The 21,549-nt window shown below is 67.1% G+C and carries 20 protein-coding genes, 4 tRNA genes and 2 pseudogenes; 9 read left to right on the plus strand and 17 right to left on the minus strand.

Translation table 11 applies throughout. The annotated features are described in order from the left end of the window. Window positions 1-78 precede the first annotated feature (78 nt). Complete coding sequence (locus tag K9D12_RS03780) at window positions 79-1,053, plus strand: acyl-CoA thioesterase (protein WP_370448505.1); 975 nt, start codon at window positions 79-81, stop codon at window positions 1,051-1,053. A gap of 76 nt (window positions 1,054-1,129) precedes the next feature. After that, window positions 1,130-1,729, plus strand: a complete 600-nt coding sequence (locus K9D12_RS03785) for a GNAT family N-acetyltransferase (RefSeq protein ID WP_129662855.1) — start codon at window positions 1,130-1,132, stop codon at window positions 1,727-1,729. Between the two features lies 1 nt (window position 1,730). Here the strand turns inward: K9D12_RS03785 and K9D12_RS03790 are convergent, their stop codons facing one another. From K9D12_RS03790 to K9D12_RS03845, 12 genes are all read right to left on the minus strand, one after another. Then, window positions 1,731-2,453, minus strand: coding sequence for a siderophore-interacting protein (locus K9D12_RS03790; RefSeq protein WP_047311351.1), 723 nt, complete (start codon window positions 2,451-2,453; stop codon window positions 1,731-1,733). A 376-nt stretch (window positions 2,454-2,829) separates the two neighbouring features. After that, window positions 2,830-4,512, minus strand: coding sequence for an energy-dependent translational throttle protein EttA (ettA, locus tag K9D12_RS03795; protein WP_187035570.1), 1,683 nt, complete (start codon window positions 4,510-4,512; stop codon window positions 2,830-2,832). A gap of 122 nt (window positions 4,513-4,634) precedes the next feature. Beyond that, entirely contained in the window at window positions 4,635-5,207 is a 573-nt protein-coding gene (gene ssb / locus K9D12_RS03800; protein WP_223059532.1) for a single-stranded DNA-binding protein, read from the minus strand. A 163-nt stretch (window positions 5,208-5,370) separates the two neighbouring features. Continuing rightward, window positions 5,371-7,044: a GTPase family protein gene (locus K9D12_RS03805; RefSeq protein ID WP_223059533.1), complete on the minus strand. Its 1,674-nt coding sequence runs from the start codon at window positions 7,042-7,044 to the stop codon at window positions 5,371-5,373. Continuing rightward, the gene (locus K9D12_RS03810; RefSeq protein ID WP_047311349.1) at window positions 7,041-8,756 is read right to left on the minus strand and encodes a dynamin family protein; all 1,716 of its coding nucleotides are present in this window, start codon (window positions 8,754-8,756) and stop codon (window positions 7,041-7,043) included. Before K9D12_RS03810 ends, K9D12_RS03805 begins: the two co-directional genes overlap by 4 nt. Before the next feature lie 46 nt (window positions 8,757-8,802). Beyond that, window positions 8,803-10,065, minus strand: coding sequence for an iron uptake transporter deferrochelatase/peroxidase subunit (gene efeB, locus K9D12_RS03815; RefSeq protein ID WP_223059534.1), 1,263 nt, complete (start codon window positions 10,063-10,065; stop codon window positions 8,803-8,805). Between the two features lie 79 nt (window positions 10,066-10,144). Continuing rightward, the gene (gene efeO, locus K9D12_RS03820; RefSeq protein ID WP_047311347.1) at window positions 10,145-11,332 is read right to left on the minus strand and encodes an iron uptake system protein EfeO; all 1,188 of its coding nucleotides are present in this window, start codon (window positions 11,330-11,332) and stop codon (window positions 10,145-10,147) included. Continuing rightward, window positions 11,329-12,198 (minus strand): iron uptake transporter permease EfeU, encoded by an 870-nt coding sequence (gene efeU / locus K9D12_RS03825; protein WP_223059535.1) that lies wholly within the window; start codon window positions 12,196-12,198, stop codon window positions 11,329-11,331. Before efeU ends, efeO begins: the two co-directional genes overlap by 4 nt. A gap of 181 nt (window positions 12,199-12,379) precedes the next feature. Further along, window positions 12,380-12,453 (minus strand) — tRNA-Arg (locus K9D12_RS03830). Window positions 12,454-12,532: 79 nt separating this feature from the next. After that, window positions 12,533-12,608: transfer RNA gene (locus K9D12_RS03835), tRNA-His, on the minus strand. 90 nt (window positions 12,609-12,698) lie between these two features. Next, window positions 12,699-13,328: an oligoribonuclease gene (orn, locus tag K9D12_RS03840; RefSeq protein ID WP_223059536.1), complete on the minus strand. Its 630-nt coding sequence runs from the start codon at window positions 13,326-13,328 to the stop codon at window positions 12,699-12,701. Between the two features lie 81 nt (window positions 13,329-13,409). Further along, a complete protein-coding gene (locus tag K9D12_RS03845) occupies window positions 13,410-15,005 on the minus strand; it encodes a YihY/virulence factor BrkB family protein (RefSeq protein ID WP_129662837.1) in 1,596 nt (531 codons plus the stop codon). Window positions 15,006-15,216: 211 nt separating this feature from the next. Here K9D12_RS03845 and K9D12_RS03850 point away from each other — a divergent pair. From K9D12_RS03850 to K9D12_RS03860, 4 genes and pseudogenes are all read left to right on the plus strand, one after another. Next, a tRNA-Lys gene (locus K9D12_RS03850) sits at window positions 15,217-15,289 on the plus strand. 616 nt (window positions 15,290-15,905) lie between these two features. Then, window positions 15,906-16,313 (plus strand): annotated as a pseudogene (locus K9D12_RS15060) (tyrosine-type recombinase/integrase); the annotation flags it as partial. Between the two features lie 184 nt (window positions 16,314-16,497). Continuing rightward, a pseudogene (locus tag K9D12_RS15065) lies at window positions 16,498-16,656 on the plus strand (hypothetical protein); the annotation flags it as partial. 82 nt (window positions 16,657-16,738) lie between these two features. Beyond that, window positions 16,739-17,230, plus strand: coding sequence for a hypothetical protein (locus K9D12_RS03860; protein ID WP_223059537.1), 492 nt, complete (start codon window positions 16,739-16,741; stop codon window positions 17,228-17,230). Here the strand turns inward: K9D12_RS03860 and K9D12_RS03865 are convergent, their stop codons facing one another. The 4 genes from K9D12_RS03865 to K9D12_RS03880 are packed head-to-tail and all read right to left on the minus strand — an operon-like array spanning window position 17,231 to window position 19,683. After that, entirely contained in the window at window positions 17,231-17,650 is a 420-nt protein-coding gene (locus K9D12_RS03865) for an ImmA/IrrE family metallo-endopeptidase (RefSeq protein ID WP_223059538.1), read from the minus strand. It lies immediately after the preceding gene. A gap of 35 nt (window positions 17,651-17,685) precedes the next feature. Then, window positions 17,686-18,636: a hypothetical protein gene (locus tag K9D12_RS03870; RefSeq protein WP_223059539.1), complete on the minus strand. Its 951-nt coding sequence runs from the start codon at window positions 18,634-18,636 to the stop codon at window positions 17,686-17,688. Then, window positions 18,637-19,119: a hypothetical protein gene (locus K9D12_RS03875; RefSeq protein WP_223059540.1), complete on the minus strand. Its 483-nt coding sequence runs from the start codon at window positions 19,117-19,119 to the stop codon at window positions 18,637-18,639. It lies immediately after the preceding gene. A gap of 18 nt (window positions 19,120-19,137) precedes the next feature. Beyond that, a complete protein-coding gene (locus tag K9D12_RS03880; protein ID WP_223059541.1) occupies window positions 19,138-19,683 on the minus strand; it encodes a hypothetical protein in 546 nt (181 codons plus the stop codon). 216 nt (window positions 19,684-19,899) lie between these two features. Between K9D12_RS03880 and K9D12_RS15225 the strand changes: the two genes are divergently transcribed. Next, window positions 19,900-20,073 carry a helix-turn-helix transcriptional regulator gene (locus K9D12_RS15225; protein ID WP_223059542.1) on the plus strand — a complete coding sequence of 58 codons (174 nt, stop codon included), beginning with the start codon at window positions 19,900-19,902 and terminating at the stop codon, window positions 20,071-20,073. A 453-nt stretch (window positions 20,074-20,526) separates the two neighbouring features. Continuing rightward, a tRNA-Lys gene (locus K9D12_RS03890) sits at window positions 20,527-20,599 on the plus strand. 122 nt (window positions 20,600-20,721) lie between these two features. Here the strand turns inward: K9D12_RS03890 and K9D12_RS03895 are convergent. Next, entirely contained in the window at window positions 20,722-20,982 is a 261-nt protein-coding gene (locus tag K9D12_RS03895) for a DUF3618 domain-containing protein (protein ID WP_047311345.1), read from the minus strand. Between the two features lie 87 nt (window positions 20,983-21,069). On the opposite strand from K9D12_RS03895, the gene bcp reads away from it, so the two are divergent. Beyond that, window positions 21,070-21,540: a thioredoxin-dependent thiol peroxidase gene (bcp, locus tag K9D12_RS03900; protein ID WP_223059543.1), complete on the plus strand. Its 471-nt coding sequence runs from the start codon at window positions 21,070-21,072 to the stop codon at window positions 21,538-21,540. Window positions 21,541-21,549: the final 9 nt, after the last annotated feature.

Here is a 21,549-nt window from a genome sequence, read left to right on the forward strand (position 1 = left end):
CGCGTCGGGTGACGAACCGTGCAGCCGCCGTCCACCAAACGTTCACTAACGCTCGTTTCCGGTGGGTAACCTCTGCGGGTGAGCGAAAACAAGGATGAAACGCAGGAATCGGTCGACCCCATGGCTTCGCTGCTGCACGTACTCGACCTGCAGCCGGTCGGAAATGCAACCGTGAGCGCCACGTTCAGCGCCCAGACGAGCCTCGCCGACCTCGGTCAGAGCCGCGCCGACGTCTTCGTCGGTGAGTCCCAGCCGCAGCCACACGGCCGGATCTTCGGGGGGCAGGTTCTCGCCCAGTGCGTCATCGCAGCAGGACGCACGGTGACACCCGGAGACGGGAAGCCGCCCCGCTTCATCCACTCCCTCCACGGCTACTTCCTGCGCCCCGGCGACTCGATGCAGCCCGTACACTTCGCCGTGGAGCGGCTGCGTGACGGCGGTTCCTTCTCCGCGCGCCGGGTTCACGCCATCCAGAAGGGCGCGCCCATCATGAGCGTCATCATGAGCTTCCAGGAGGAGGCCGAGGGCATCGACCACCAGGTGCCCATGCCCGAGGTCACCGACCCGCTCGACCTCCCGACGACAGCGGACGTCGTCGGCGACATCGACCACCCGATCGCGCAGCACTGGGCGCACGGGCGGGCGGTCGACGTCCGTCACGTCGAGGGCGCGCTCTACCTGCAGCCCGCATCCGAACGCACGCCGCAGCAGCACCTGTGGATGCGCACGTTGAGCGCCATCCCGGACGACCCGCTGCTCGGCGCCGCCGTGCTCGCGTATGCCTCCGACTACACGATGCTCGAGTCGGCGATGCGAGCGAACGGCGTCGCCTGGGTGACGCCGGGCTTCCGGGCCGCGAGCCTCGACCACGCGATGTGGTTCCACCGCCCGGTGCGCCTCGACGACTGGATCCTCTACGCGCAGGATTCGCCGTCGGCCCAGGGCGGACGCGGGCTCGGCACGGGGCGGATGTTCACCCGTGACGGCACGCTCATCGCGACGGTCGCGCAGGAGGGCATGATGCGCATCAAGGATCTCTCGGTCCTGAATTGACCTTCTGGACGCGGTCGTCGCACCCACACGGTGGACCGCGCGTGACTTTCGCCGAGGAACGGTGTGAGGTGGGGCCATGACGGACATCGATCGCGACATCACCCTCTCCGGCTCCCTGGTGCGCCTCGAGCCCCTCTCCCACGATCACCACGACGGGCTCGTCGAGGCGACAAACGACGGGCAGATGTGGACCCGGTGGTACGCGTCCGTGCCGCGCCCGGACGCCGTCGGACAGATGATCGACGACCGTCTGCGCCTCAAGGACGAGGGTTCGATGGTGCCGTTCGCTGCGGTGCGCACGTCCGACGGCGTCGTGCTGGGCAGTACGGCGTTCTACGACATCCGCCCCGAGGTACCGCGCGTGTCGATCGGCTACACGTGGAATCGCGTGTCGGCGCACGGCAGCGGAACGAACGTCGAGAGCAAGCTGCTGCTCATGACCTACGCCTTCGAGACGGCCGGGTGTGCGGCCGTCCGGTACGAGACCAGTTGGTCCAACCAGCAGTCACGCGCCGCCATCGAGCGACTCGGCGCACATCTCGACGGTGTCCTTCGCGCCGATCGCCTCGAGAGCAACGGCGCGCTGCGCGACACCGTCGTCTACTCGATCCTCTCCCACGAGTGGCCGAGCGCGAAGGCCAACCTGGAGTTGCGCCTCGCCCGCCACTGCGGTTGAGTCAGCCGGCGGCGCTCCAGTAGGCCTGGGCGTGGATCCGTTCCTTACCGACACCGTGATCCTTGCGCAGGGCTCGCACGACGGCTCGCGTGGCCGAGGCCTCAGTCGTGACCCAGAAGCGCGTCGTGGCTTCGCCCGCGAAGTCGTGCGTGCGAGTGAGCAGCGCCTCGTCGCCCATGGCGAACCACTCGACGTCTGTAGCGGCCGCTAGGCCGAGTGGAATGTCGCGGTCGTCGTCGTACTCGCTGTGCAGGAGCACCGTTGCCGGAGCCTCGGACCAGTGATCCAGCAATGACCGAATGGCAGGTACGCACGCCGTACCGCCGATGAGGACCGTTCGCTCCCAGGACGTTCCGGGCGCCGGCTTCTCGGACGGCCAGGGGCACTTGGAGCCGAGCAAGGACGCGCGAATGCGGGTGCCGGCGGTGACGTTCTGCGACCAACGAGCGGCCACGCCGTCGTGGAGCGCGAATTCGAGGGTGGCGCGGCCGCTCGCCTCGTCGGCGTCGACGAGGGTGAAGGCACGCTGGTGGTCCTTGCCGTCGTCGTCGAACCACAGGCGAAGCCACATCGACGGGTGCACCCCGTGGCTGCGCAGGAAGTCGCCGCAGTCGACGTGCACGCGGTGGTAGTGAGGCGTGAGGGGTTCGCTTCCGAGCACGACCAGCTCGGTGTTCTTGGCGCCGAAGGCGTTGACGACTAGGCGCTCGAACGAGGGTGACATGGTTCCCTTTCGCACGGGGTAGGACGCAGTCACCCTAACTTAGGTAACCCTCATACAGCCGTCTGCAGGGTCACTGACCCAATTTCGGCGGCTCCCCCTCGCCTGAACCTGTGAGGCCACGAACCCAACACCCTCGGAGCCGCCCCGACAACACAAGCGGAACCACGCTGGAAGCGGACTCGGAGCGCACGAAAGCCCACGGTGTGACCCGAGCTTGCGAGGGTCACACCGTGGGCTTTCGTGAAGCGACGCCCGACGCGCTGTCGCACCGAGCGAACTGAGCGAGCTTGCGAGGTCAGTTCGCCGGAAGACGGCGCAAGGGAGAGGCTGCCTGTCGCACCGAGGAACTCAACCCGGAAGACGGGCCAATGATCGGCTAATCGCGCGTGAGGCGGCGGTGCGTCACGCGGTGGGGGCGTGCGGCTTCGGCACCGAGGCGCTCGATCTTGTTCTTCTCGTAGTCGTCGAAGTTGCCTTCGAACCAGTACCACGCCGAGGGGTTCTCGTCGGTGCCTTCGTAGGCGAGGATGTGCGTCGCGACGCGGTCGAGGAACCAGCGATCGTGGCTGATGACCACGGCGCAGCCCGGGAAGTTGAGCAGCGCGTTCTCGAGGGAGCCGAGGGTTTCGACGTCGAGGTCGTTGGTCGGCTCGTCGAGAAGGAGCAGGTTGCCGCCCTGCTTGAGGGTGAGCGCGAGGTTGAGGCGGTTGCGCTCACCACCGGAGAGGACACCGGCCTTCTTCTGCTGGTCCGGCCCCTTGAAGCCGAACTGCGAAACATACGCACGGGCCGGGATCTCGACCTGACCGACCTGGATGTGGTCGTTTCCTTCGGAGACGACCTCGAACAGGGTGGCTTCGGAGTCGATGCCGCCGCGGTTCTGGTCGACGTAGCTGATCGAGACCGTGTCACCGATCTTGACGGTGCCCCCGTCGGGCTCTTCGAGGCCGACGATGGTCTTGAAGAGTGTCGTCTTGCCGACACCGTTCGGGCCGATGACGCCGACGATGCCGTTACGCGGAAGCGTGAACGACAGACCGTCGATGAGGACGCGGTCGCCGAAGCCCTTCTTGAGGTCGGTGACCTCGATGACCTGGGCGCCGAGGCGCGGGCCCGGCGGGATCTGGATTTCCTCGAAGTCGAGCTTGCGCGTGCGCTCGGCCTCGGCAGCCATCTCCTCGTAGCGGGCGAGGCGGGCCTTGCTCTTCGTCTGGCGAGCCTTGGCGTTGGAGCGGACCCACTCGAGCTCGTCCTTCAGGCGCTTCGCGAGCTTCTGATCCTTCTTGCCCTGGACCGTGAGGCGCTCCTGCTTCTTCTCCAGGTAGGTGGAGTAGTTGCCCTCGTAGGGGTAGAGGCGGCCGCGGTCGACCTCGCAGATCCAGCCGGCGATGTTGTCGAGGAAGTACCGGTCGTGGGTCACGGCGAGCACAGCGCCGGCGTAGGAGGCGAGGTGCTGCTCGAGCCAGAGGACGGACTCCGCGTCGAGGTGGTTGGTGGGCTCGTCGAGCAGGAGAAGGTCGGGCTTCTGCAGCAGGAGCTTGCACAGGGCGACGCGGCGCTTCTCGCCACCGGAGAGCACCCTGACGTCTGCGTCACCGGGCGGGCACCGCAGGGCGTCCATGGCCTGCTCGAGCTGGCTGTCGAGATCCCACGCGTCAGCCGCGTCGATCTTCTCCTGGAGCTTGCCCATCTCCTCCATGAGGGCGTCGAAGTCGGCGTCCGGTTCGGCCATCTCGGCGGAGATCTCGTTGTAGCGGTCGAGATCCTGCTTGATCTGCCCGAGACCCTCTTCGACGTTGCCGCGCACGGTCTTGTCCTCGTTGAGCGGCGGCTCCTGGAGCAGGATGCCCACCGAGTAGCCGGGCGACAGGCGTGCTTCGCCGTTGCTCGGCTGGTCGAGGCCGGCCATGATCTTGAGGATGGTCGACTTGCCGGCGCCGTTCGGGCCGACGACGCCGATCTTCGCGCCCGGGTAGAACGACATCGAGACGTCGTCGAGGATCACCTTGTCGCCAACGGCCTTGCGTGCCTTGGTCATGGTGTAGATGAACTCTGCCATGGCTCAGAGGCTATCGGTTTCGCGCGGCACGGCGCGACTCGTCACTGCGCACCCGCCCTGTTCCGACGCCGGAGACCGGGCTCACGGGTCCGGGCTCCTGACACGCACGCCGTCGCGTTCGCTCACGAAGCGAGCCGCTCTCCCTGTTCTGTCGCGGCGTCGCCGGTGTCCGCCTGGCCGTTCATGTCGGCCGCACCGACCTCCTTGCCCTCGGTCACCGCGTCCTGCCGCGCATCGCTGTCGCCCTCATCCGGCGCGAGGTCACCCTCCAGCTCACGCATGGCGAGGGTGACGGCGTCGTCGGCCAGACGGTCATTGCTCGGGATGACCGGCCGGACGCTCTTGGTGAACGTGCTCTGACCGAACTTCAACGACGGCCCGATGTCGTGGGCGTCGATCTGTGCGCTCGTGCGCAGTTCGCCGTCACGCGCTTCGTACTGCGTGAGCCGCAAGCGCCCGGTGACCATGACGTGCTGGCCCTTGGTGAGCGAGTGGTAGGCGTTGCCCGCGAGCGCCCGAAAGGCCGTGACGCTGAAGAACTGCGCTTCGCCGTCGCTCCACGAACCGTCCTCGGCGTTCCAGCGGCGCGGGTTGACCGCGATGCGGAAACTGACGAAGGGATCACCGGCCCGCGTTTCCCGCAGGACGGGGTCGCTCACCACGGTGCCGCTGACATCGACCTTCACTTCGTTCATGACTCTCTCCTCCTCGTGTGCACCGAACCGGGTTCGGCGACGGGCACTCACCCACGCCGACGACGCTAGGAACGTCGCCCGTCACCTGACCAGGGCAGAGCCTTCGAGGGTGTGGAAAGGCCTCCCCGGAACGTGTCCGGGGAGGCCTTTCCACAGGTGAGAGTTACTCCGAGGCTTGTGCAAGCGCCTTCGCCGTGTCGTCGTGACGCGTCACGACTGCGGCGACCGGCGCCACAATGCGCTCCTGGGCAACCTCCGTGATGGCCGCGTACAGGCGCTCACGAGCGTCGTCGCGAGCACGCGCCGCACCGGCGCGGGCAAGGGATCGCGCCAACAGGGCGAGCAGGAAGCCGAGCAACAGCCCGACCACGAGCATGACGAGCGGAATCGGCAACCAGTCGCCACCGAGCGTCGGCACTCCGACATGGATCTGCATCATGCTGAAGCCGAAGAGCACGAGCAGCCACACGGCCCCCGCGAGCGCCACCGCGGCGAAGATCCACTGGAGTACGGCGGCAACGCCCCACCACGCGGGGAAACGTCCGCGCAAAGGGGTACGCATCACGGCCTGGTCGAGCGCGTCGGCCATCGAGCCGTCCCGCGGCGTGGCGGCGGCGCGCACCTCGTCGGCCCACGGAGCAGGCATCCCGTCGGAGGCCCGCTCGCCGAGGCGCCGCGTCGCGAGATCGACGGCTGCGCGGGCAGCGGGGCTCGCCGGCGGCAGCGACGACTTTCCGAGAGCGATGCGGCGGTCCGCACGGCTGAGGTTCGCTTCGGCCTGGGTATCGAGACCCAGACGGGAGAGCGGCTTGGCCTTGAGGTTCTGCGTCCAGCGCGTGAACGGCCAACCGGTGCGGCGGGCCGCTTCGACCCGGTAGTCGCGTTCCACAGCGTCGAGCGCCACGTTGACACCGGCGGAGTCTGCGAGCGCCGAGACGAGTTCGTCGTTCGATCCGGTGACCCGCTGGGGACGAACGGCTCCGACGTGCGAGTTGAGGCGCTGTGCCTGGTGCCGCAGATCGCCGGCCAGACGTCGGTCGGAGGCGTTCTTCGACTGCACGAGGTCGGCGAGGGCGTCGATGAGCAACTCGCCGCCACCCGTGGCGATCGTCGAGGTCGGCAGAACGACAGCATCGGTCAGCCCGTCCTCCTCGAGCAGACGCGTGAGGTCGGCGAGGCAGCTCTGCGCGGCCTCGGGCGTGAGCCGGTCGACCTGGTTGAGGACGACGACGGACGTCGCCTTCGCGACGGCCAGCTGGCGCACGTACTGCTCGTGCAGGACGGCGTCGGCGTACTTCTGCGGGTCGGTGACCCACACGAACAGGTCACACATCTCGAGCACGCGGTCGGCCTCGGCACGGTGCTCGCGCACGCGGGAATCGAAGTCGGGAAGGTCGAGGAGCACGAGGCCGTCGAGCTCGGCGTAGCGCGGCATGCTCGGGTGCACCTGGTGACGTGCGGAGACGTCGAGCCAGTCGAGCAGTTCTCCCGGCACGCTCTCGCCCCAGATGGCGGCGGAGGCGCGCGAGGTCGTCGGACGTCGCGCACCGATGCGGGAGACGGGCTCCCCGACGAGGAGGTTGAACAAGCTCGACTTGCCGGAGCCCGTAGCGCCGGCCAAGGCGACGACGGTGTGGTCGCCCCCGAGGCGCGAACGTTCGGCGACGCGCGCCAGGAGCTTGCGAGCCACTGCGACGTCGTCGGCGGGCAGAGCCGCCCCGCCGAGCGTCAGCGCGCGCTGGAGAGCGCCGGCGCGGCCGTCGACCTCCTCGCGCGACACCGGGGCCACGACGGGGCGCTCCTCGCGCTTACCGCGGGCGAACGGGTTCCAACTCATCGTGCGTCCTTCACGGCCGCGAGGGCCTTCTCGATGCGCTCGGGGGCGCCTGGAGCGAGCGCGACCTCTGCGAGGGCTGCGTCGTAGCGCTGCTCCTCACGCTCGAACAGCTCGGTGATGCGCTCAAGCAGCATGCCGCGGGCCCGGTTCGCCAGGGTACGAACGGCCTGGTCGCCGAAAATCGCTTCGAGGAGGCGCTGCGCGAGAACGGCCGAGCCTCCCGCGATGCCGACCTCCGCACCGCTCAGACCGTACGTCGAGGCGAACGTGATGAGCATGAGCATGACGGCGATGCCGTTGACGCCGAAGGCGAGGAAGCGCGCTGTCGTGCGCTTGTCGCCTGCCTCTTCCCGCACGAGGTCGAGCACATCGCCCTGCCAGTCGCGGACGAGACGTTCGACCGTGGACGTGAGCTCGGGGCTCGCGGCGTTCAGTTCGGGGTGGCGGGCCATGATCGGCTTGCCCGCAGGGTCGAGTCGCCAGGCGCGGCCCGCGTCGAGGGCAGCCGATTCTCCGTGCGACGTGACGAGCTGTGCGACACCGGACTGGAGGGCCTCCCCCAGATCACGAGCCGGAGCAGCGGTCTCGGTGCGGGCGCGGAAGAAGCCGGTGACACGATCGCGGAGCTTGCTCACGCCGGCCTCGAACTGCTTGAGCAGCTCGCCGGTACCGACGAGTTCCTGCCAGCGCGCGAGCACCTCGCCGCGCAGCAGGGTGCCGTCCTTGAGGCCTTCCTCGACCGCGCGCAGCTGCTCGGAGTAAGCCTCGGACGCGGCGCCGGCCAACGTCGTCGCCGCCTCGTGCTGCGCGCGTCCGGCGGCGACAGCACCGCGGGCGCGCCCGTCGAGGGAGTCGAGTGCCCCGTCGAGCGTTCGACGGATGACGACCTGACGCGACAGGGCGTCGTTGGCCAGCGAGTGCAGCCAGCTGGAGATACGCTCGACCTCGATGTGCGGCAGCATGCCATTCTCTTCGAGCGGCGATTCTGCGACGGCGAACACCGGCGACTGGCCGAGGCCCTGCGCCGCGAGCATGCGCGCGAGGTCGGCGCGCACCTCCTCCATCGCGTCACGAGGCACGCGGTCGAGCACGACGGCCACGGACGTCCCGCGGTCGATGGCCTGCTCGAGCATCTCCCACGGCACGGCGTCGGCGTAGCGGACAGCGGTCGTGACGAAGAGCCACAGATCAGCCGCGGAAAGCAGCTGGCGCGCAAGGTCGCGGTTGGCGGAGACGACCGAGTCGATGTCAGGGGCGTCGAGCAGCGCGAGACCGCGGGGCACGGAGGCGGACGCGACGAGGCGCAGCGACGACGGGTCGTCACCCTGCGTCGCAGCGCCGGTGATGCGCGAGAGACCCGGCAGGACGCGCTCGCCGGTGAACCATTGAGCGTCCGAGGGGTGGTGGATGAGCACCGAGGCTCGCGTCGTCGGGCGCAGGACGCCGGAGCGTGTCACCTGCTCACGCACGATGGAGTTGACCAGCGTCGACTTGCCTGCGCCCGTCGAGCCACCGATGACGGCGAGCAGCGGGGCGTCGAGGGATTCGAGGCGCGGCAGGACGTAGTCGTCGAGCTGCGACACGAGCTCCCCCTGCTCGCGGCGCTGCTTGGCGACGTCAGCCGTCTCGAAAGGGAGGGCGTTGGCGGCGACAGCGGCACGCAACTCGCCCACGGCGCGGTGCAGGCGCGCACCGTCGAAAACTTCGTTCACCCGTACAGTCTCGTATGCCGTTGGCGCGCACTCAACTCGGAACGCGTCAGGATGTGAAGAGTTGCTGACCCACGAAGCCGCCCTTGGGCACTCCCGGCGGCACGGCGAACAAGCCGGAACCTGTGTGCTTGAGGTACTCCATGAGCGCATCCTCACGCGACATCCGCATCTGCATGGGGATGTACTGGCGTGACGGCCGCCGCACGTAGGCGAGGAAGAAGAGCCCCGCGTCGAGTCGTCCCAAGGCATCGTTTCCGTCGGTGAAGTTGTAACCGCGTCGCAGCATCTGCGCGCCGCCGTTGTTCTTCGGGTGGGCGAGGAAGACGTGCGAGTTCTTCGCGATGAGCGGCTCGCCCCCGCGTCCCTTCACATCGAACTTCGGCTCGTCGAACTCCTTGCCACCGGAAAGCGGCGCACCTTCGGGGCGGTCACGCCCGATGATGGCTTCCTGCTCGCGCAGGCTCGATCGGTCCCAGGTCTCGAGGTGCATCGTGATGCGACGTGCCACGAGGTAGGAGCCGCCTGTCATCCAGTCGGCCTTCGGGTCGTCACCGCGGCCGACCCACACGTGGTCGTCGACAACGTCACGGCTCTCGGCCTTGATGTTGGCCGTACCGTCCTTGAAGCCGAAGAGGTTGCGCGGCGTGGCCTGGCTCGTCGACGTCGAACTGGTACGCCCGAAACCGAGCTGCGCCCACCGGATGGCGGCCAGTCCGAAGGCGATGCGAGACAGGTTGCGGATGGCGTGCACGGCCACCTGCGGGTCGTCGGCACAGGCTTGAACGGCGATGTCGCCGCCACTGCGGCGCGGGTCGAGCTTGTCGGCCGGGAAGTGCGGCAGTTCGCGCAGTTCCTTGGGCTGCTTGTCCGCGAGCCCGAACCGGTCCTTGCCCCTCTCGTCGCGGAACAGCGTCGGGCCGAAGCCGAAGGTGATCGTCAGGCCGGACGGCGGAAGGTCTTCGGCCTCACCCGTGTCGGCGGGTGGCGCGTCGTAGGCGGTGGCCTCGTCGGAGGCCGTCTCGCCGCGCATCATGCGTGCGGCGGCGAGGCTCCACGCCCGCAGGAGCGACTCGAGTTCGTCGCGCGTCGTGGCAGTGACGTCGAACGTCGCGAAGTAGAGCCTGTCCTGCGCAGGCGTGACGATGCCCGACTGGTGTTCCCCGAAGAAGTCGTAGGTGCGCTCCCCCGGCGACGGCTTGTCATCGGCTGCAGCGTGAGAGGCACCCCAACCCCCCGCGAAACCGGCAGCACCGAGTGCCGCTCCACCACCGGCGAAGCCGAGCATCCCGCGGCGCGAGACGTTCGCCATGCTCACTCTCCTCCTTCGCGCGCGGCTTCCCGCGCGGTTGCCTTCGCCCCCACGCCGAGCGCGGGGGCGAAGGCACACCTCACAACGTGACGGCTGCGGTCAGCTTCGACAGCGGCTCACTCAGGGCGTTGACTGCATTCGACAGTTCCTTGACCTCGGCGTCACTCAGCTTGTCGTACGTCTTGAAGACGACGTCGTCACCCGAGCCCGAGACCTTGTGTTTGTCGAGCAGCTTCTGCAGCGCGGCGAACTTCGTCGCGATGCTCGAATCGAGCGACGCGTCCTTCTTCTTGAGCAGCGGACGCAGGTTCTCCCAGGCGATGCGGGCGCCGTCGACGTTGCCCTGGAAGTCCCACAGGTCGGTGTGCGACCAGGCTTCTTCCTCGCCGGTGACCTTGCCGGTGGCAACCTCGTCCATGAGCGCCTTCGCGCCGTTGCCGATCTTGTCGGCGGAGAACGTCGTCGTCTTCGTGCGCTTCTCGAGGGTCTTGGTGTCCTTGAGCAGCTGGTCGGCGATCTTCGTGCGATCAGCCTTCGACATGGCCGTGTAGCCGGTCTTCGGCGGCCACAGGTCCTTCTCGATACGGTGCCAGCCGGTCCACTCCTGGCCCTTCTCGAGGTCGGCCTCGCGCAGGTCCATCTTCGGGTCGAGGTCGCCGAAGGATTCGGCCACGGGCTCGATGCGTTCCCAGTGCAGACGCGCCTTGGCGTAGAGGGCGCGGGCTTCGTCGTCCTTACCGGCCTTGTACAGGTTGACGAACTTCGTCGTCTGCGTCGTGAGCGAGCTGGCCTGGTCCTTGACGTACGACTGGTACTGCTTGTCGGCGGTCTCGACGAGCTGCTTGTCGGCTCCGCTGGGCGCGAGGTCCTTGCCGGAGTCGGTGACCTTGAACTTGGCGGCGATGCCCTTGCCGACCATGCCCGGCTTGCACGCCGTGTAGTAGTCGCCCGGCGCCGCCTTGACGACGAGTTCACGCGTGAGACCCGGAGCGATGTTCTCGACCTCGCCGACGATGCGTAGCTTGTCCTCACCGAGGAGGTAGAACTCGGTGACCTTGTCGCCCTCGTTCTTCACGCTGAAGACGACGTTGCCCGACGGCGCCTCGGACTTGGAGACCTTGCACTCGGAGGCGGTCGAGGAGACGGTCAGCTTGCCGTCGCCGGACTTCGAGTCGGACGAGGACGAGTTGCTCGTGCAGCCTGCGAGTGCGAGGCCGGCGACGGCGAGCAGGGCGCCGCTGCGAGCGAGGGTGGGTCGGGTGGTCATGCCGTCACTTTCTGGGGAGTGGTCGAAGCCGGCGTCGCGGCCTTGGGGTTGTGGGAGGCACGCACGCGCTTGACGAAGATCGTCATGACGACGGCGACGTAACTGACCCACACGATGAGCTCCAGCCACGTCGTGGCCGGCGAGAAGTTGAGGGTGCCCTTGAGGAGCGTGCCGAGCCACGAGGTGGGCTCGATGGTGTCGCTCACGTCGAAGGCGAGGTTGTGCAGACCGGGCAGGATGCGCGCTTCCTGCAGGTCGTGGACGCCGTAGGCGAGAACACCCGCGGCGACGAGAATGAGGAAGCCACCCGTCCACGTGAAGAACTTCGACAGGTTGAGCTTGAGCGCGCCCTTGTAGAACGCGAAGGCGAGGACGACGGCCGTCGTGATACCGAGCGCGGCACCCACGAGCGGCGCGGTGGACGACGACGAGCCAGAGCTGGCAGCCTGCGTCGCGGCCCAGAGGAAGAGCGCGGTCTCGAGCCCTTCGCGGCCGACGGCGAGCATCGCGACGACGACCAGGGAGGCACGCGAAGCCTCGGCCGCACGATCGACGTGGCTCTTGAGGTCACCGGAGAGGGTGCGCGCCGAACGCGCCATCCAAAAGATCATCCAGGTGACGAAGCCGACGGCGACGATCGACAGGCCACCACCGATGGCCTCCTGCGCCTCGAACGTCAGGCCGTTGGGGCCGTACGTGAGGAGTGCGCCGAAAGCGAGGGAAACGCCCACAGCCGCGCCCACACCGAGCCAGATCCTCGGCAGGAGGTGTCGTCGATCCGACTTCACGAGATACGCGACGAGGATGACGACGACGAGCGACGCCTCCAGGCCTTCGCGAAGACCGACGAGATAGTTGCCGAACACGAGCACCCCCAGAGCGGGTTAGGTATACCTGAGCGAGGTAAACCTAACCTATCGTCGTGAAATAGCAGCCGCCAGCCCCACAGCACGGGACCAAAGTCACGTTCGAACGACGGCTCCTGGCCAGCCATCTGTTGTTGCGGCGCGGACCACTCGCTTCGCTCGGGTCCACCCGAGTAAACCGCACCCCCGACAGGATTCGAACCTGCGACCTAGAGATTAGAAGGCTCTTGCTCTATCCAACTGAGCTACGGGGGCTCACGCAGCACCCGCGCCTCACGAGGCGAAGGCCCTGCGAAAACACAAAACCCCCTGAAATGTCAGGGGGTTTCGCGTCTGGGGTGAGTAACGGGACTTGAACCCGCGACATCCTGGACCACAACCAGGTGCTCTACCTGCTGAGCTATACCCACCATGTGCGCGACCGGGGAACCCCGGGTCAGGCAGCGCCGACGAATATACCCGACGGCGCCGCCGAACCCCTAATCGCGCGCGGCCGAAGGTCAGCCCTCGACCTGGAACTTCTTCGCGATGACCTGGGCCTCGTTGGACGACGGCCCGGGCTGCTCGACGAAGACCGCTTCACGGTAGTAGCGCAACTCCGCGATCGACTCACGGATGTCGGCGAGAGCGCGGTGACCGCCGTTCTTGGCGGGGGCGTTGAAGTACGCCCGCGGGTACCAGCGGCGCGAGAGCTCCTTGATGGAGGAGACATCGATCGTGCGGTAGTGCAGGTGGCCGGCCAGCTGGGGCATGTCGCGCTCCAGGAAGCCACGGTCGGTGCTCACCGTGTTGCCGCCGAGCGGCGCCTTTCCAGCGTCCGGAGCGTGAGTCATGACGTACTCCAGGACGAGGGCTTGGGCTTCCTCCATGCTCACCCCGTGCTCGAGTTCCTCGAGCAGACCGGACTTGGTGTGCATCTCCCGCACGAAGTCGCCCATCTGCTCCAGAGCCTCCGGCTCGGGGCGAATGACGACGTCAACGCCGTCACCGAGTTGGTTGAGTTCGAAGTCGGTGACGAGCGCGGCGACCTCGATGAGGGCGTCGTTCTCGAGGTCGAGGCCCGTCATCTCGCAGTCGATCCAGACGATGCGGTCGGTGTGGGCGCGGTCGGAGTCAGTCACGCCCCACATCCTAAGCGAGCCTTCAGGCTGGCCAAATGCGTGCACCCCACCCCGTGGCGGGGTGGGGTGCAAGCATATCGAGTCGGGAGATCAGCCCCGCTTGCCCTCGAACCACCGACGACGGCGGTCTTCACGCTCGGCGCTCACGGCACGGAACTCACGCGTGTTCGAGTGGTCGTAGCGAGCACGGTTGCTCTCGACCTCAGCCCACTTCTCCTCCAGCGGACGCTCTGCCTCCGCCTTCTTGGCCTCCTTGAGGCGCTCGGCCTCGACCTTCTTCTGCTCGGCCTTGACCTTCGCCTCCTGCGCGGCGAGACGCTCCCGCACGGCCCGCTTGTGCTGGCCCTCAGCGAGCGCACGGCGACGGCGCTGCTCACGGTCGGCGGCCACCTCGGCACGTTCGCGCTCGGCCTGCGCCGCGGCGTCGCGGCTCGGCTTGGCGTCGGCTCGACGCTGAGCCTTGGTGACGGTGGCGTCGTCGCTGAGGTCCGGCGCCTCGTCCTTCGTCGCGGCAGCGATCTTGGGCGCGCCCTCGAGCGTGCGGGTCGACGGCGTGACCGGCTGCTTCTCCGGGGAGCTGCTCTGCGCAGCGGTGGTGCGCTCGTTCGAACGCTCTGCCGGCACGACAGGCATCATGTTCTCGACCGCTTCATCCGGGACGCCCGAGTCGACGCGCAGTTGGTGCGCCGCCTCCACGAGGTCGTCGTACTTCTCGGCCTTCTTGTCGATGCCACTCTCGTCGCGCACGGGCAGAAGGACGAGTTCCTCGGCCGGGTAGCCCGTCTTGAGCTGACGGGTACGCAACGTCTCGGCGTCGAACTCGGCGCCGAACAGCATCGCGAGGTTCGTGATCCACAGCCACAGCAGCACCATGATCGCCGTGGCGAGCTGGCCGTACTTGCCGTAGTTGCCCATGTTGGACACGTACCAGGCGAACGCCGCGGAGCCGATGACCCACACGAAGAACGCCAGCACGGCGCCAGGGTTGAAGATGCCCTGCTTGAAGGGGCGTCGCACGTTCGGCGTGGCCCAGAACATGAGGCCGATGATGAACATGACGATGAGGACGACGAAGGGCCACTTCGCGATGTCCCAGACCATGACGGCGGTGTCGCCGAGTCCGATCAGCGACCCCACTTCCTTCGCCACCGGGCCGGTCATGACGAGCGCCATCGCGGCGATGACGAGCAGGATGACCTGGATGATCGTCACGAGGTACAGCCACGGGCGCAGCTTGAAGACGGGACGACCTTCCGCGACGTCGTAGATGCGGTTCTGCATGCGGGCGAAGGCCCCTACGTATCCGGAGGCCGACCAGAGCGAGAGCAGGATGCCGAAGAAGAACGCGAAGCCGGCGCCACCACTCGTCTGCAGGCCGTCGATGAAGTTGCGGATGCCGCCGAGTTCGCTCTCGTCCGTGCCGGCGATGGCGGCAATCGACGTGACGACGCTGTTCGTCGTCTCCTTGCCGTCGCCGAACAGCCCGAGCAGCGAGACGCCGGCGATCATCGCGGGCACCATGGCCTGGATGGAGTAGTAGGTGAGCGCGGCGGCGAGGTCGGTGCACTGATCCTGCGAGAACTTCGCCAGGGTGCGCTTGAAGGCCACCTTGTAGTCGGGCTTGGCGTCGAGCACGGGCGGTTCGCCGTACGGACGCTCGACCCCGGTGTCAGGTAGGTCGGTCATGTCGTTCGTCTCCGAGATCTCGATGATCGAAAAGGTTCTCGCCAGAATCTATCGTCCCGACGCCACCTGTGCAGTGCGCCCGTAGAGGTGAAGACCCCCGATGACCCGCGGCGCCCACCCCTCGGGAGGTGGGGTCGAACCGGCCCACGCCCCCTCTGCGGCAACCGATTTGGCCACCAGACGGCCCTGAGGTAAGATTTCTCCTCGTTGCGCGCCAATAGCTCAATTGGCAGAGCAGCTGACTCTTAATCAGCGGGTTCGGGGTTCGAGTCCCTGTTGGCGCACTAGAAATAACCGCGGAATGACGCGGAAAATGACGGCCACCGTCATGCTCGAGGGAGCGGCTAGGGAGCAAGACCCCTAGCCGCTCTTCTCGTACCCGCTGACGGTGGGCGCCTCTAGGGTTCGAACAAACTTCGGACGAGAGGCCCCTGGCATGGCATACATCGAGACCCGCACCGGCTCCACCGGCACCCGTTCGCGCGTGCGCTGGCGCGTGCGCTGGCGCGACGAGCTCAACCAGCAGCGCGTCGTGCCCTTCACCGACGAGGACAGCGCCAACAAGTGGCTCGCGCTGTTCAACGCCGTCGGCCCCGCCCGCGCCCTCGCCTACCTCGACGACGAGGCCCCGAAGCAGACCACGGACACGTCGCCTGGGTCGTGCACCACATCGACCGCCTCACCGGCATCACCACCGGCACCCGCGCCACCTACCGTCGCTACGTCGAGCTCGACATCCGTCCCCACTTCATGGACACGACGCTCGACATGCTCGACGAGGACGAGATCGCCCGATGGGTTATCTGGATGCACGAGACCCGCGGCCACGCCGGCAAGACCATCCGCAACCGCCACTCCCTGCTCTCCGACGCCCTGCACAAGGCCTCCCGCGCCGGGAAGATGGTCTCCAACCCGTGCGAAGGCACACGCCTGCCCCGCACGCCCGAGGTCGACCACGTCTACCTCACCGCCGACGAGTTCCAACGCTTCATCGCCCGCGTCCAGCCCTTCTATCAGCCGTTCGTCGTGTCCCTCGCCGGCACAGGCATGCGCTTCGGCGAACTCACGGCCCTGCAGATCAGGAACGTCAACTTCGCCGACTCCACGATCAACGTCAGCCAGGCATGGAAGACCACCGACCGCGGCGCCCAACACGAACTCGGCGTCCCGAAGACGCGCCGGGCCCGACGAACCATCACCGCTCCCCCGCACGTCATGACCGCAATCGCCGCCGTCACCGCCGGCCGCCGCCCCGAAGAACTCGTCTTCCTCAACGCCGCCGGCGACCACATCAAGGCCCCCACGTTCTACCGCAACGTCTGGCACCCCGCCCGCGCAGCCTTCGCCGGCGACCAGGTCGAACGCGTCAAGGACCCCAAGACCGGACGATGGAAGCTCAAAACCCTCGAGGTGGGCCCCGGCAAACGCCCCCGTCCACGACCTCCGCCACACCAACGCCGCATGGTCACTCCAAGCCGGCGTCAGCCTCCCCGCCCTCCAACGCCACCTCGGACACGAATCCATCCAGACCACCGTCGACGTCTACGGACACCTCGCCCGAGAAAACGCCGACCAAGTCGCCGCAGCCACCGCCCGCAGCCTCCCCGACCTCACGGCGCTCGCGGGCAAGCATTTGCGCGAAGCGTCATGACGTAGTTCGAGCCACCACCGAGGCCCCATCCCTTGTCGGGGATGGGGCCTCGTTTCGCGTGTCAGGCGCTACGCTCCGAGACATGAAGCCCACTGTCGCCATCGTTGCGTTGTCCGCTCTCGCTCTCACTGCTTGCAGCGGTGGAGACTCGAAGGAAGCGTCATCGCCTTCCAAGAGCACCACGGCGTCGAGTTCGACCGCCCCGGCATGCAAGGCGCTCTCACCCTCGACGCCGGACGCTCGAGCTGCAGCTGGCGCGAAGTTAGACGGCGGCCTCAAGGTCACGGCCGTTCAGGAGATCGCCTCAAGCGCCGACGCGGCGAAGCGGGACGTGATCGTCCGCGTCTGTGGCGCCTCGACGACGGGAGACGACCTTAAGGTCCAGGCGCAGAAGATCGGCCTCGCATTGAAGAGCGCTTCGGACGCGAGCAGCATCGCGAGCCTCCGGGTGACGAACCTGGACAAGCCGGACGACGGGAAGGCCCGCCTTCGGAGTGAAGACTTCCAGGTCGAGACATATGAGGGCGCGGAAGGAACCGAGCGCGCCACGTGGAAGACGGCCGACGAGTCGTAACTAGGCACAGCGGTGGTGCTGCGCGCCTTCGAGCAGCACGAATCGCTCGGCGGGGTGCAGGTGGCGTAGGCGGCACATGAGGACGTCAAGCGTCACCCAGCAGTGATCAGCGATCTGTCGGAGGTCGGTTGACCACCGCGCAGCGTCGACGAGGTCGTCGAGGGTGACGAGCTCGCGCGCGGTGGCCATCTCTACGGCGCGCTCCTCGTCGTCGCCCTGACCGGCCGGGCCGCGCAGAATGTGCTGTCGCTCGTGCTCGAGGACGCAGCGGCGCTGGACCTGCGTGAGGTCATGTGCGAGCCAGATCGTCCGATCGCCCCAGCGCGTAATACCGAGGGCCTCTCCCAGCAGGGCAGGCACGAAGTGGACGTGCCACTCAGAGTGCTGTTCGCGCAAGGTGCGCCACGGGTTGTGCCTCACCCGATGGAGAGTAGAGGCGAGCACCGACAGGTGCGCTAGCCCTGATCGAGTGTTGCCGCGTCTGGGGCCAGCTTGACCCTGAGCAGCCGGTACGTGGGCTTGAGCGTGCGCTGTCCCCGCGTCGTTCGTGTCACCTTCTGCATGATGGCGTGCACCCGCTGGTCGATGAGTCGCTTCGCGTCTTCGAGCGCGTCTTCGTCGATGACGCCCGAGACGGAGGTTCCGTTGTCGAGCTCGAGATAGAAGGCCCGTCGCCTCATCCGCATGCCATCGAGAGTGCCCGTGAACGCCGCAGGCTCGACCTGCTCGCTCGAGTCACTGAGCAAGTCTTCGATGTCACGGGCTTGGGCCTGCGTCATGACCGCGTCCACCGGCTCCTTGGTCTTGTCCGAACGGTACGACATGCTCAAACCCTGCACCCGCTTCGCGGCTTCGGCCACCTCTAGTACAGCTCTCGCCGTGCGCGCCTCGAGCCCGTTCAGACGGTCGCGAACCCCTGAGTCGTCCTCGGCCTCGGGCAGGACGTTTGCCAAGCGGTCCAGGGCGGTCTCCGCGTAGGAACGGGCGCGCCCGTCTCCAACAGGTGAGCCGGCGCCGGGGGTGAAGATAAGAACACCCTGCGGCGTAGACGTCATGTAGATCGGTGCTCGCGCGTAGTCCGCCTGCGTGAGCTGCTCGCCAGTGGTGGCCAGGCTTCGCACCTCTGCACCAATCGCTGCGACCGCGCGTGAGAACTTTTCGGAGACGTAGGCGATGTCCTTCGACGTCAGTCGGCCGAGTTCGGCGTGGACCTCAAGGGCGACGCGGTTGTCGTCAAGATGCATGTGCTCGGGCGCGTAATCGTTCCACGCAATGCGCAGATGCTCCCGCGTCACGCGGTCAAATAGGTCCTTGGGCTCACGGCGGAGACGCTCGACGAGCCACTCCCGGCGCTCGGACCACTCGGCCAGCGCCGTGGCTTCGACTTCCGCGTCGATTTCACTCATCTAGATCACCACCTCTACGAAGCCCTTGCGGACGTGCTTCACGCCCTTCACCTGTGAGAACAGCCAGGTCATGTTCTCGACGTCCATGTCGTCGTCAGCATCGACCAGGAAAGCATCCACCAGACCACCGACAGGCTGAAGACGCGCCACTGATCCAATGTCGCACATCAGATTCTGCATCGTGAGCAATCCCAGCCCGTGGGCCGACGCCATGGCGGTCGTAGCGCGCTCCCGATCGTCGGGCAAGAAGGCGACGTCGACGTCGTCGGGCGCGTCCGCCTTGTGTGTGACGAAGCCACCGTCGATCCATACGCGGCCGGAGCCATACAGGTCACGCGCCTGCTCGATCCAGATCTCGAGACCCCGGAACACCCGCTCCCGCTGCACAACGTTCGGTGCGTGCGTCACGAAGCGGTCGCGCACCTCGTCGAGCGTTGCGAAGTGGGGGCCGGGTGCGACAGGCAGGAAGCCGTCGCCGCTCATCGGCGGGAGAGGCAACGTTCAGCCCTCGTTCTGGTCGTCGAAGGCGCGCTCGCGGGGGGCGCGGTTGGCCGCCAACCCGACCTCGTCTGCGGTTGGCGGCGCCGGCATGACGTCGTTGTGTTCGTTGTGGGCCGCGCTCCCCGCGGCCTGCGTATTGGGGGTTCCTTCTTGCGGCGTGCCATGACGCTGCTCCTGTCGCTCGAGTTGTGCCAGGGCCCGGTTGGCCTTGGCGAACTGACGAACGACCGAGAGCACGGTGTCGCGTTGCTCAGGGGTGAGCGTGTCGGCATCGGGCGGCAAGTCCTCGGCGAGCGGCTTGAGGGGCACCGGAGCACCCGCGGCCGCGTAGACCTGCTCCACCGAGTAGCGGGACATCATGGCTAACGCGGTCAACGTCTTGTCGCTGGGATGCGATGTGTAGTCGCCGGCGGCAAGACGGTTGATCGTCGTGTAGCTGAGCGTCAGCCCCCTCTTGCGTGCGAGTTCGCTCAACTGACGCCCGCTGACCTGGTTCTCGTCAAGGATCGACTGGGCGACCTCTCGGAGTGTCAGGTCGTTCGTCATGCCGCAAGCCTCCGTTGCGTTGTCCCGCTAGTACCAGCGGCCAAACCAATTTCAGCGACAAGTGAAACATGCCAGATGCCGCACGGCACGCGGGAAAAGGCCATGCCGTCTAGACAAGCGAGTGGGGCGCGTGTCACGATTCACTTGTCACACGTCGAAACGGAGGGCTTTATGAACCGCAAGCGACCCCGAGGTCGGTACAGCCGGGAGGTATGGATGAGGGTCAAGGATCCGGAAAGCCTGATCCACGCTCGCAAGCGCAAGGGCTACAGCCAGCGCAACCTGGCGGCCTTGTGCGGTTGCACGCAGGCGGCGATCAGCGCCCTCGAGACGGGCACGATGCGTGGGTGCTCCGAGCCCGAAAGACAAGGCGGTCTTCACCGTCGATGAGGGCGACGTCGCCCGGCCGGAGTTCTTCGGCGGCGACGGTGCGTGGGTAGTCCGTCATGGTGCTCATCATGCCCGCGTCATCGTGGCTCTCGCAGGCGCTTGCTCCCTCGAGGGAGCAAGCGTTTTAGCGCCCGATTTGGGCCGCACCCCAGGGAGCGAACAAGCGCCCCGGAGTGCCCGAAAGGGTCGCGGAACAAACACGACCAGCCCGGAACAGCGCGGTAGAGTGCGGAGCACCTGACCTGTATCAGTTTTCGAGTCCCTGTTGGCGCACCGAAGGAAGGCCCACCGGCAACGGTGGGCCTTTCGCTTTGCCCGGCGAACCTCCACGTCGAATCGCCCGCCGGGAGGGCACGGCGTGCGTCGAGACCCGGCGTCAGCACGCCGTGGATCGCCGCCATTGCGGGGATTTCACGTTTCATCGTGCGTTCAGGTAATGTTTCACCTCGTTGCGCGCCAATAGCTCAATTGGCAGAGCAGCTGACTCTTAATCAGCGGGTTCGGGGTTCGAGTCCCTGTTGGCGCACCGAAGAAAGGCCCACCGGCAACGGTGGGCCTTTGCTTTGCCCTCAGGCGGCCCCTGAGCGCGCATGACGAAGGCCCGGTCTTCCCACGTGGGAAGACCGGGCCTTCGTCATGCGATACGAATCAGGAACGCAGACGCTTCGCGAGGCCGACGAGAAGCATGAACGCGCCGACGCCACCGAGACCCATCGCGACGCGGTCCTGACGCAGGTCGCCGTCGGCGGTGCGCGTAGCGTCCGTCAGAGCGAGACGAGCGCTCTCCGTCTGACGCTTCGCGATCTCCTTGGGCTGGGCGCGGAAGGCCAGCTCGTCGATCGTGCCGGCGAGACGCGAACGCGACGCGGCCAGCTCGGCCTCGATCTGCTTGGCGGTCTTGGGTGCCATGGTGTGGATCTCCTTGCCACGTGCGGAAAACTAGGCTCTTGACCCACAGGTTAACGCACCGCGGCATCTTCACCGGAAGGACTTCCCATGACCCGCCTCGAGACCGGCACCCCTGCACCGTCGTTCACGCTCACGAGTGACAAGGGTGCAACCGTCAGCCTCGGCGACTTCTCCGGTCGCAAGCTCATCATCTTCTTCTACCCGGCCGCCATGACGCCGGGGTGCACGAGGGAAGCCTGCGACTTCCGTGACTCTCTCGAGCCGCTGCGCGCTGCTGGCTACGACATCGTCGGGATCAGCCCCGACTCCCCCGCCAAGCTGGCCCAGTTCGTGACGAAGGAATCGCTCACGTACCCGCTGCTCTCCGACGAGTCGAAGGAGACACTCGAGGCGTACGGCGCCTACGGCGAGAAGAAGCTGTACGGCAAGACCGTCGTCGGCGTCATCCGCTCGACGTTCGTCGTCGACGAGGAGGGCAACATCGAGGTGGCTCGGTACAACGTCAAAGCAACGGGTCACGTCGCCTCGTTGAAGAAGGCTCTCGGCCTCTCCGAGTGAGATGACCAC

It is taken from the genome of Dermacoccus sp. Tok2021 (assembly GCF_019895135.1).
GTDB lineage: Bacteria > Actinomycetota > Actinomycetes > Actinomycetales > Dermatophilaceae > Dermacoccus > Dermacoccus abyssi.

Bases quoted from the DNA above. Each gene is read 5' to 3' on its own strand.
- K9D12_RS03785 (WP_129662855.1), top strand. From the start codon at position 1,130: ATGACGGACATCGATCGCGACATCACCCTCTCCGGCTCCCTGGTGCGC.
- K9D12_RS03790 (WP_047311351.1), bottom strand. From the start codon at position 2,453: ATGTCACCCTCGTTCGAGCGCCTAGTCGTCAACGCCTTCGGCGCCAAG.
- ettA (WP_187035570.1), bottom strand. From the start codon at position 4,512: ATGGCAGAGTTCATCTACACCATGACCAAGGCACGCAAGGCCGTTGGC.
- ssb (WP_223059532.1), bottom strand. From the start codon at position 5,207: ATGAACGAAGTGAAGGTCGATGTCAGCGGCACCGTGGTGAGCGACCCC.
- K9D12_RS03805 (WP_223059533.1), bottom strand. From the start codon at position 7,044: ATGAGTTGGAACCCGTTCGCCCGCGGTAAGCGCGAGGAGCGCCCCGTC.
- efeB (WP_223059534.1), bottom strand. From the start codon at position 10,065: ATGGCGAACGTCTCGCGCCGCGGGATGCTCGGCTTCGCCGGTGGTGGA.
- efeO (WP_047311347.1), bottom strand. From the start codon at position 11,332: ATGACCACCCGACCCACCCTCGCTCGCAGCGGCGCCCTGCTCGCCGTC.
- orn (WP_223059536.1), bottom strand. From the start codon at position 13,328: ATGTGGGGCGTGACTGACTCCGACCGCGCCCACACCGACCGCATCGTC.
- K9D12_RS03845 (WP_129662837.1), bottom strand. From the start codon at position 15,005: ATGACCGACCTACCTGACACCGGGGTCGAGCGTCCGTACGGCGAACCG.
- K9D12_RS03860 (WP_223059537.1), top strand. From the start codon at position 16,739: ATGAAGCCCACTGTCGCCATCGTTGCGTTGTCCGCTCTCGCTCTCACT.
- K9D12_RS03870 (WP_223059539.1), bottom strand. From the start codon at position 18,636: ATGAGTGAAATCGACGCGGAAGTCGAAGCCACGGCGCTGGCCGAGTGG.
- K9D12_RS03875 (WP_223059540.1), bottom strand. From the start codon at position 19,119: ATGAGCGGCGACGGCTTCCTGCCTGTCGCACCCGGCCCCCACTTCGCA.
- K9D12_RS03880 (WP_223059541.1), bottom strand. From the start codon at position 19,683: ATGACGAACGACCTGACACTCCGAGAGGTCGCCCAGTCGATCCTTGAC.
- K9D12_RS15225 (WP_223059542.1), top strand. From the start codon at position 19,900: ATGAGGGTCAAGGATCCGGAAAGCCTGATCCACGCTCGCAAGCGCAAG.
- K9D12_RS03895 (WP_047311345.1), bottom strand. From the start codon at position 20,982: ATGGCACCCAAGACCGCCAAGCAGATCGAGGCCGAGCTGGCCGCGTCG.
- bcp (WP_223059543.1), top strand. From the start codon at position 21,070: ATGACCCGCCTCGAGACCGGCACCCCTGCACCGTCGTTCACGCTCACG.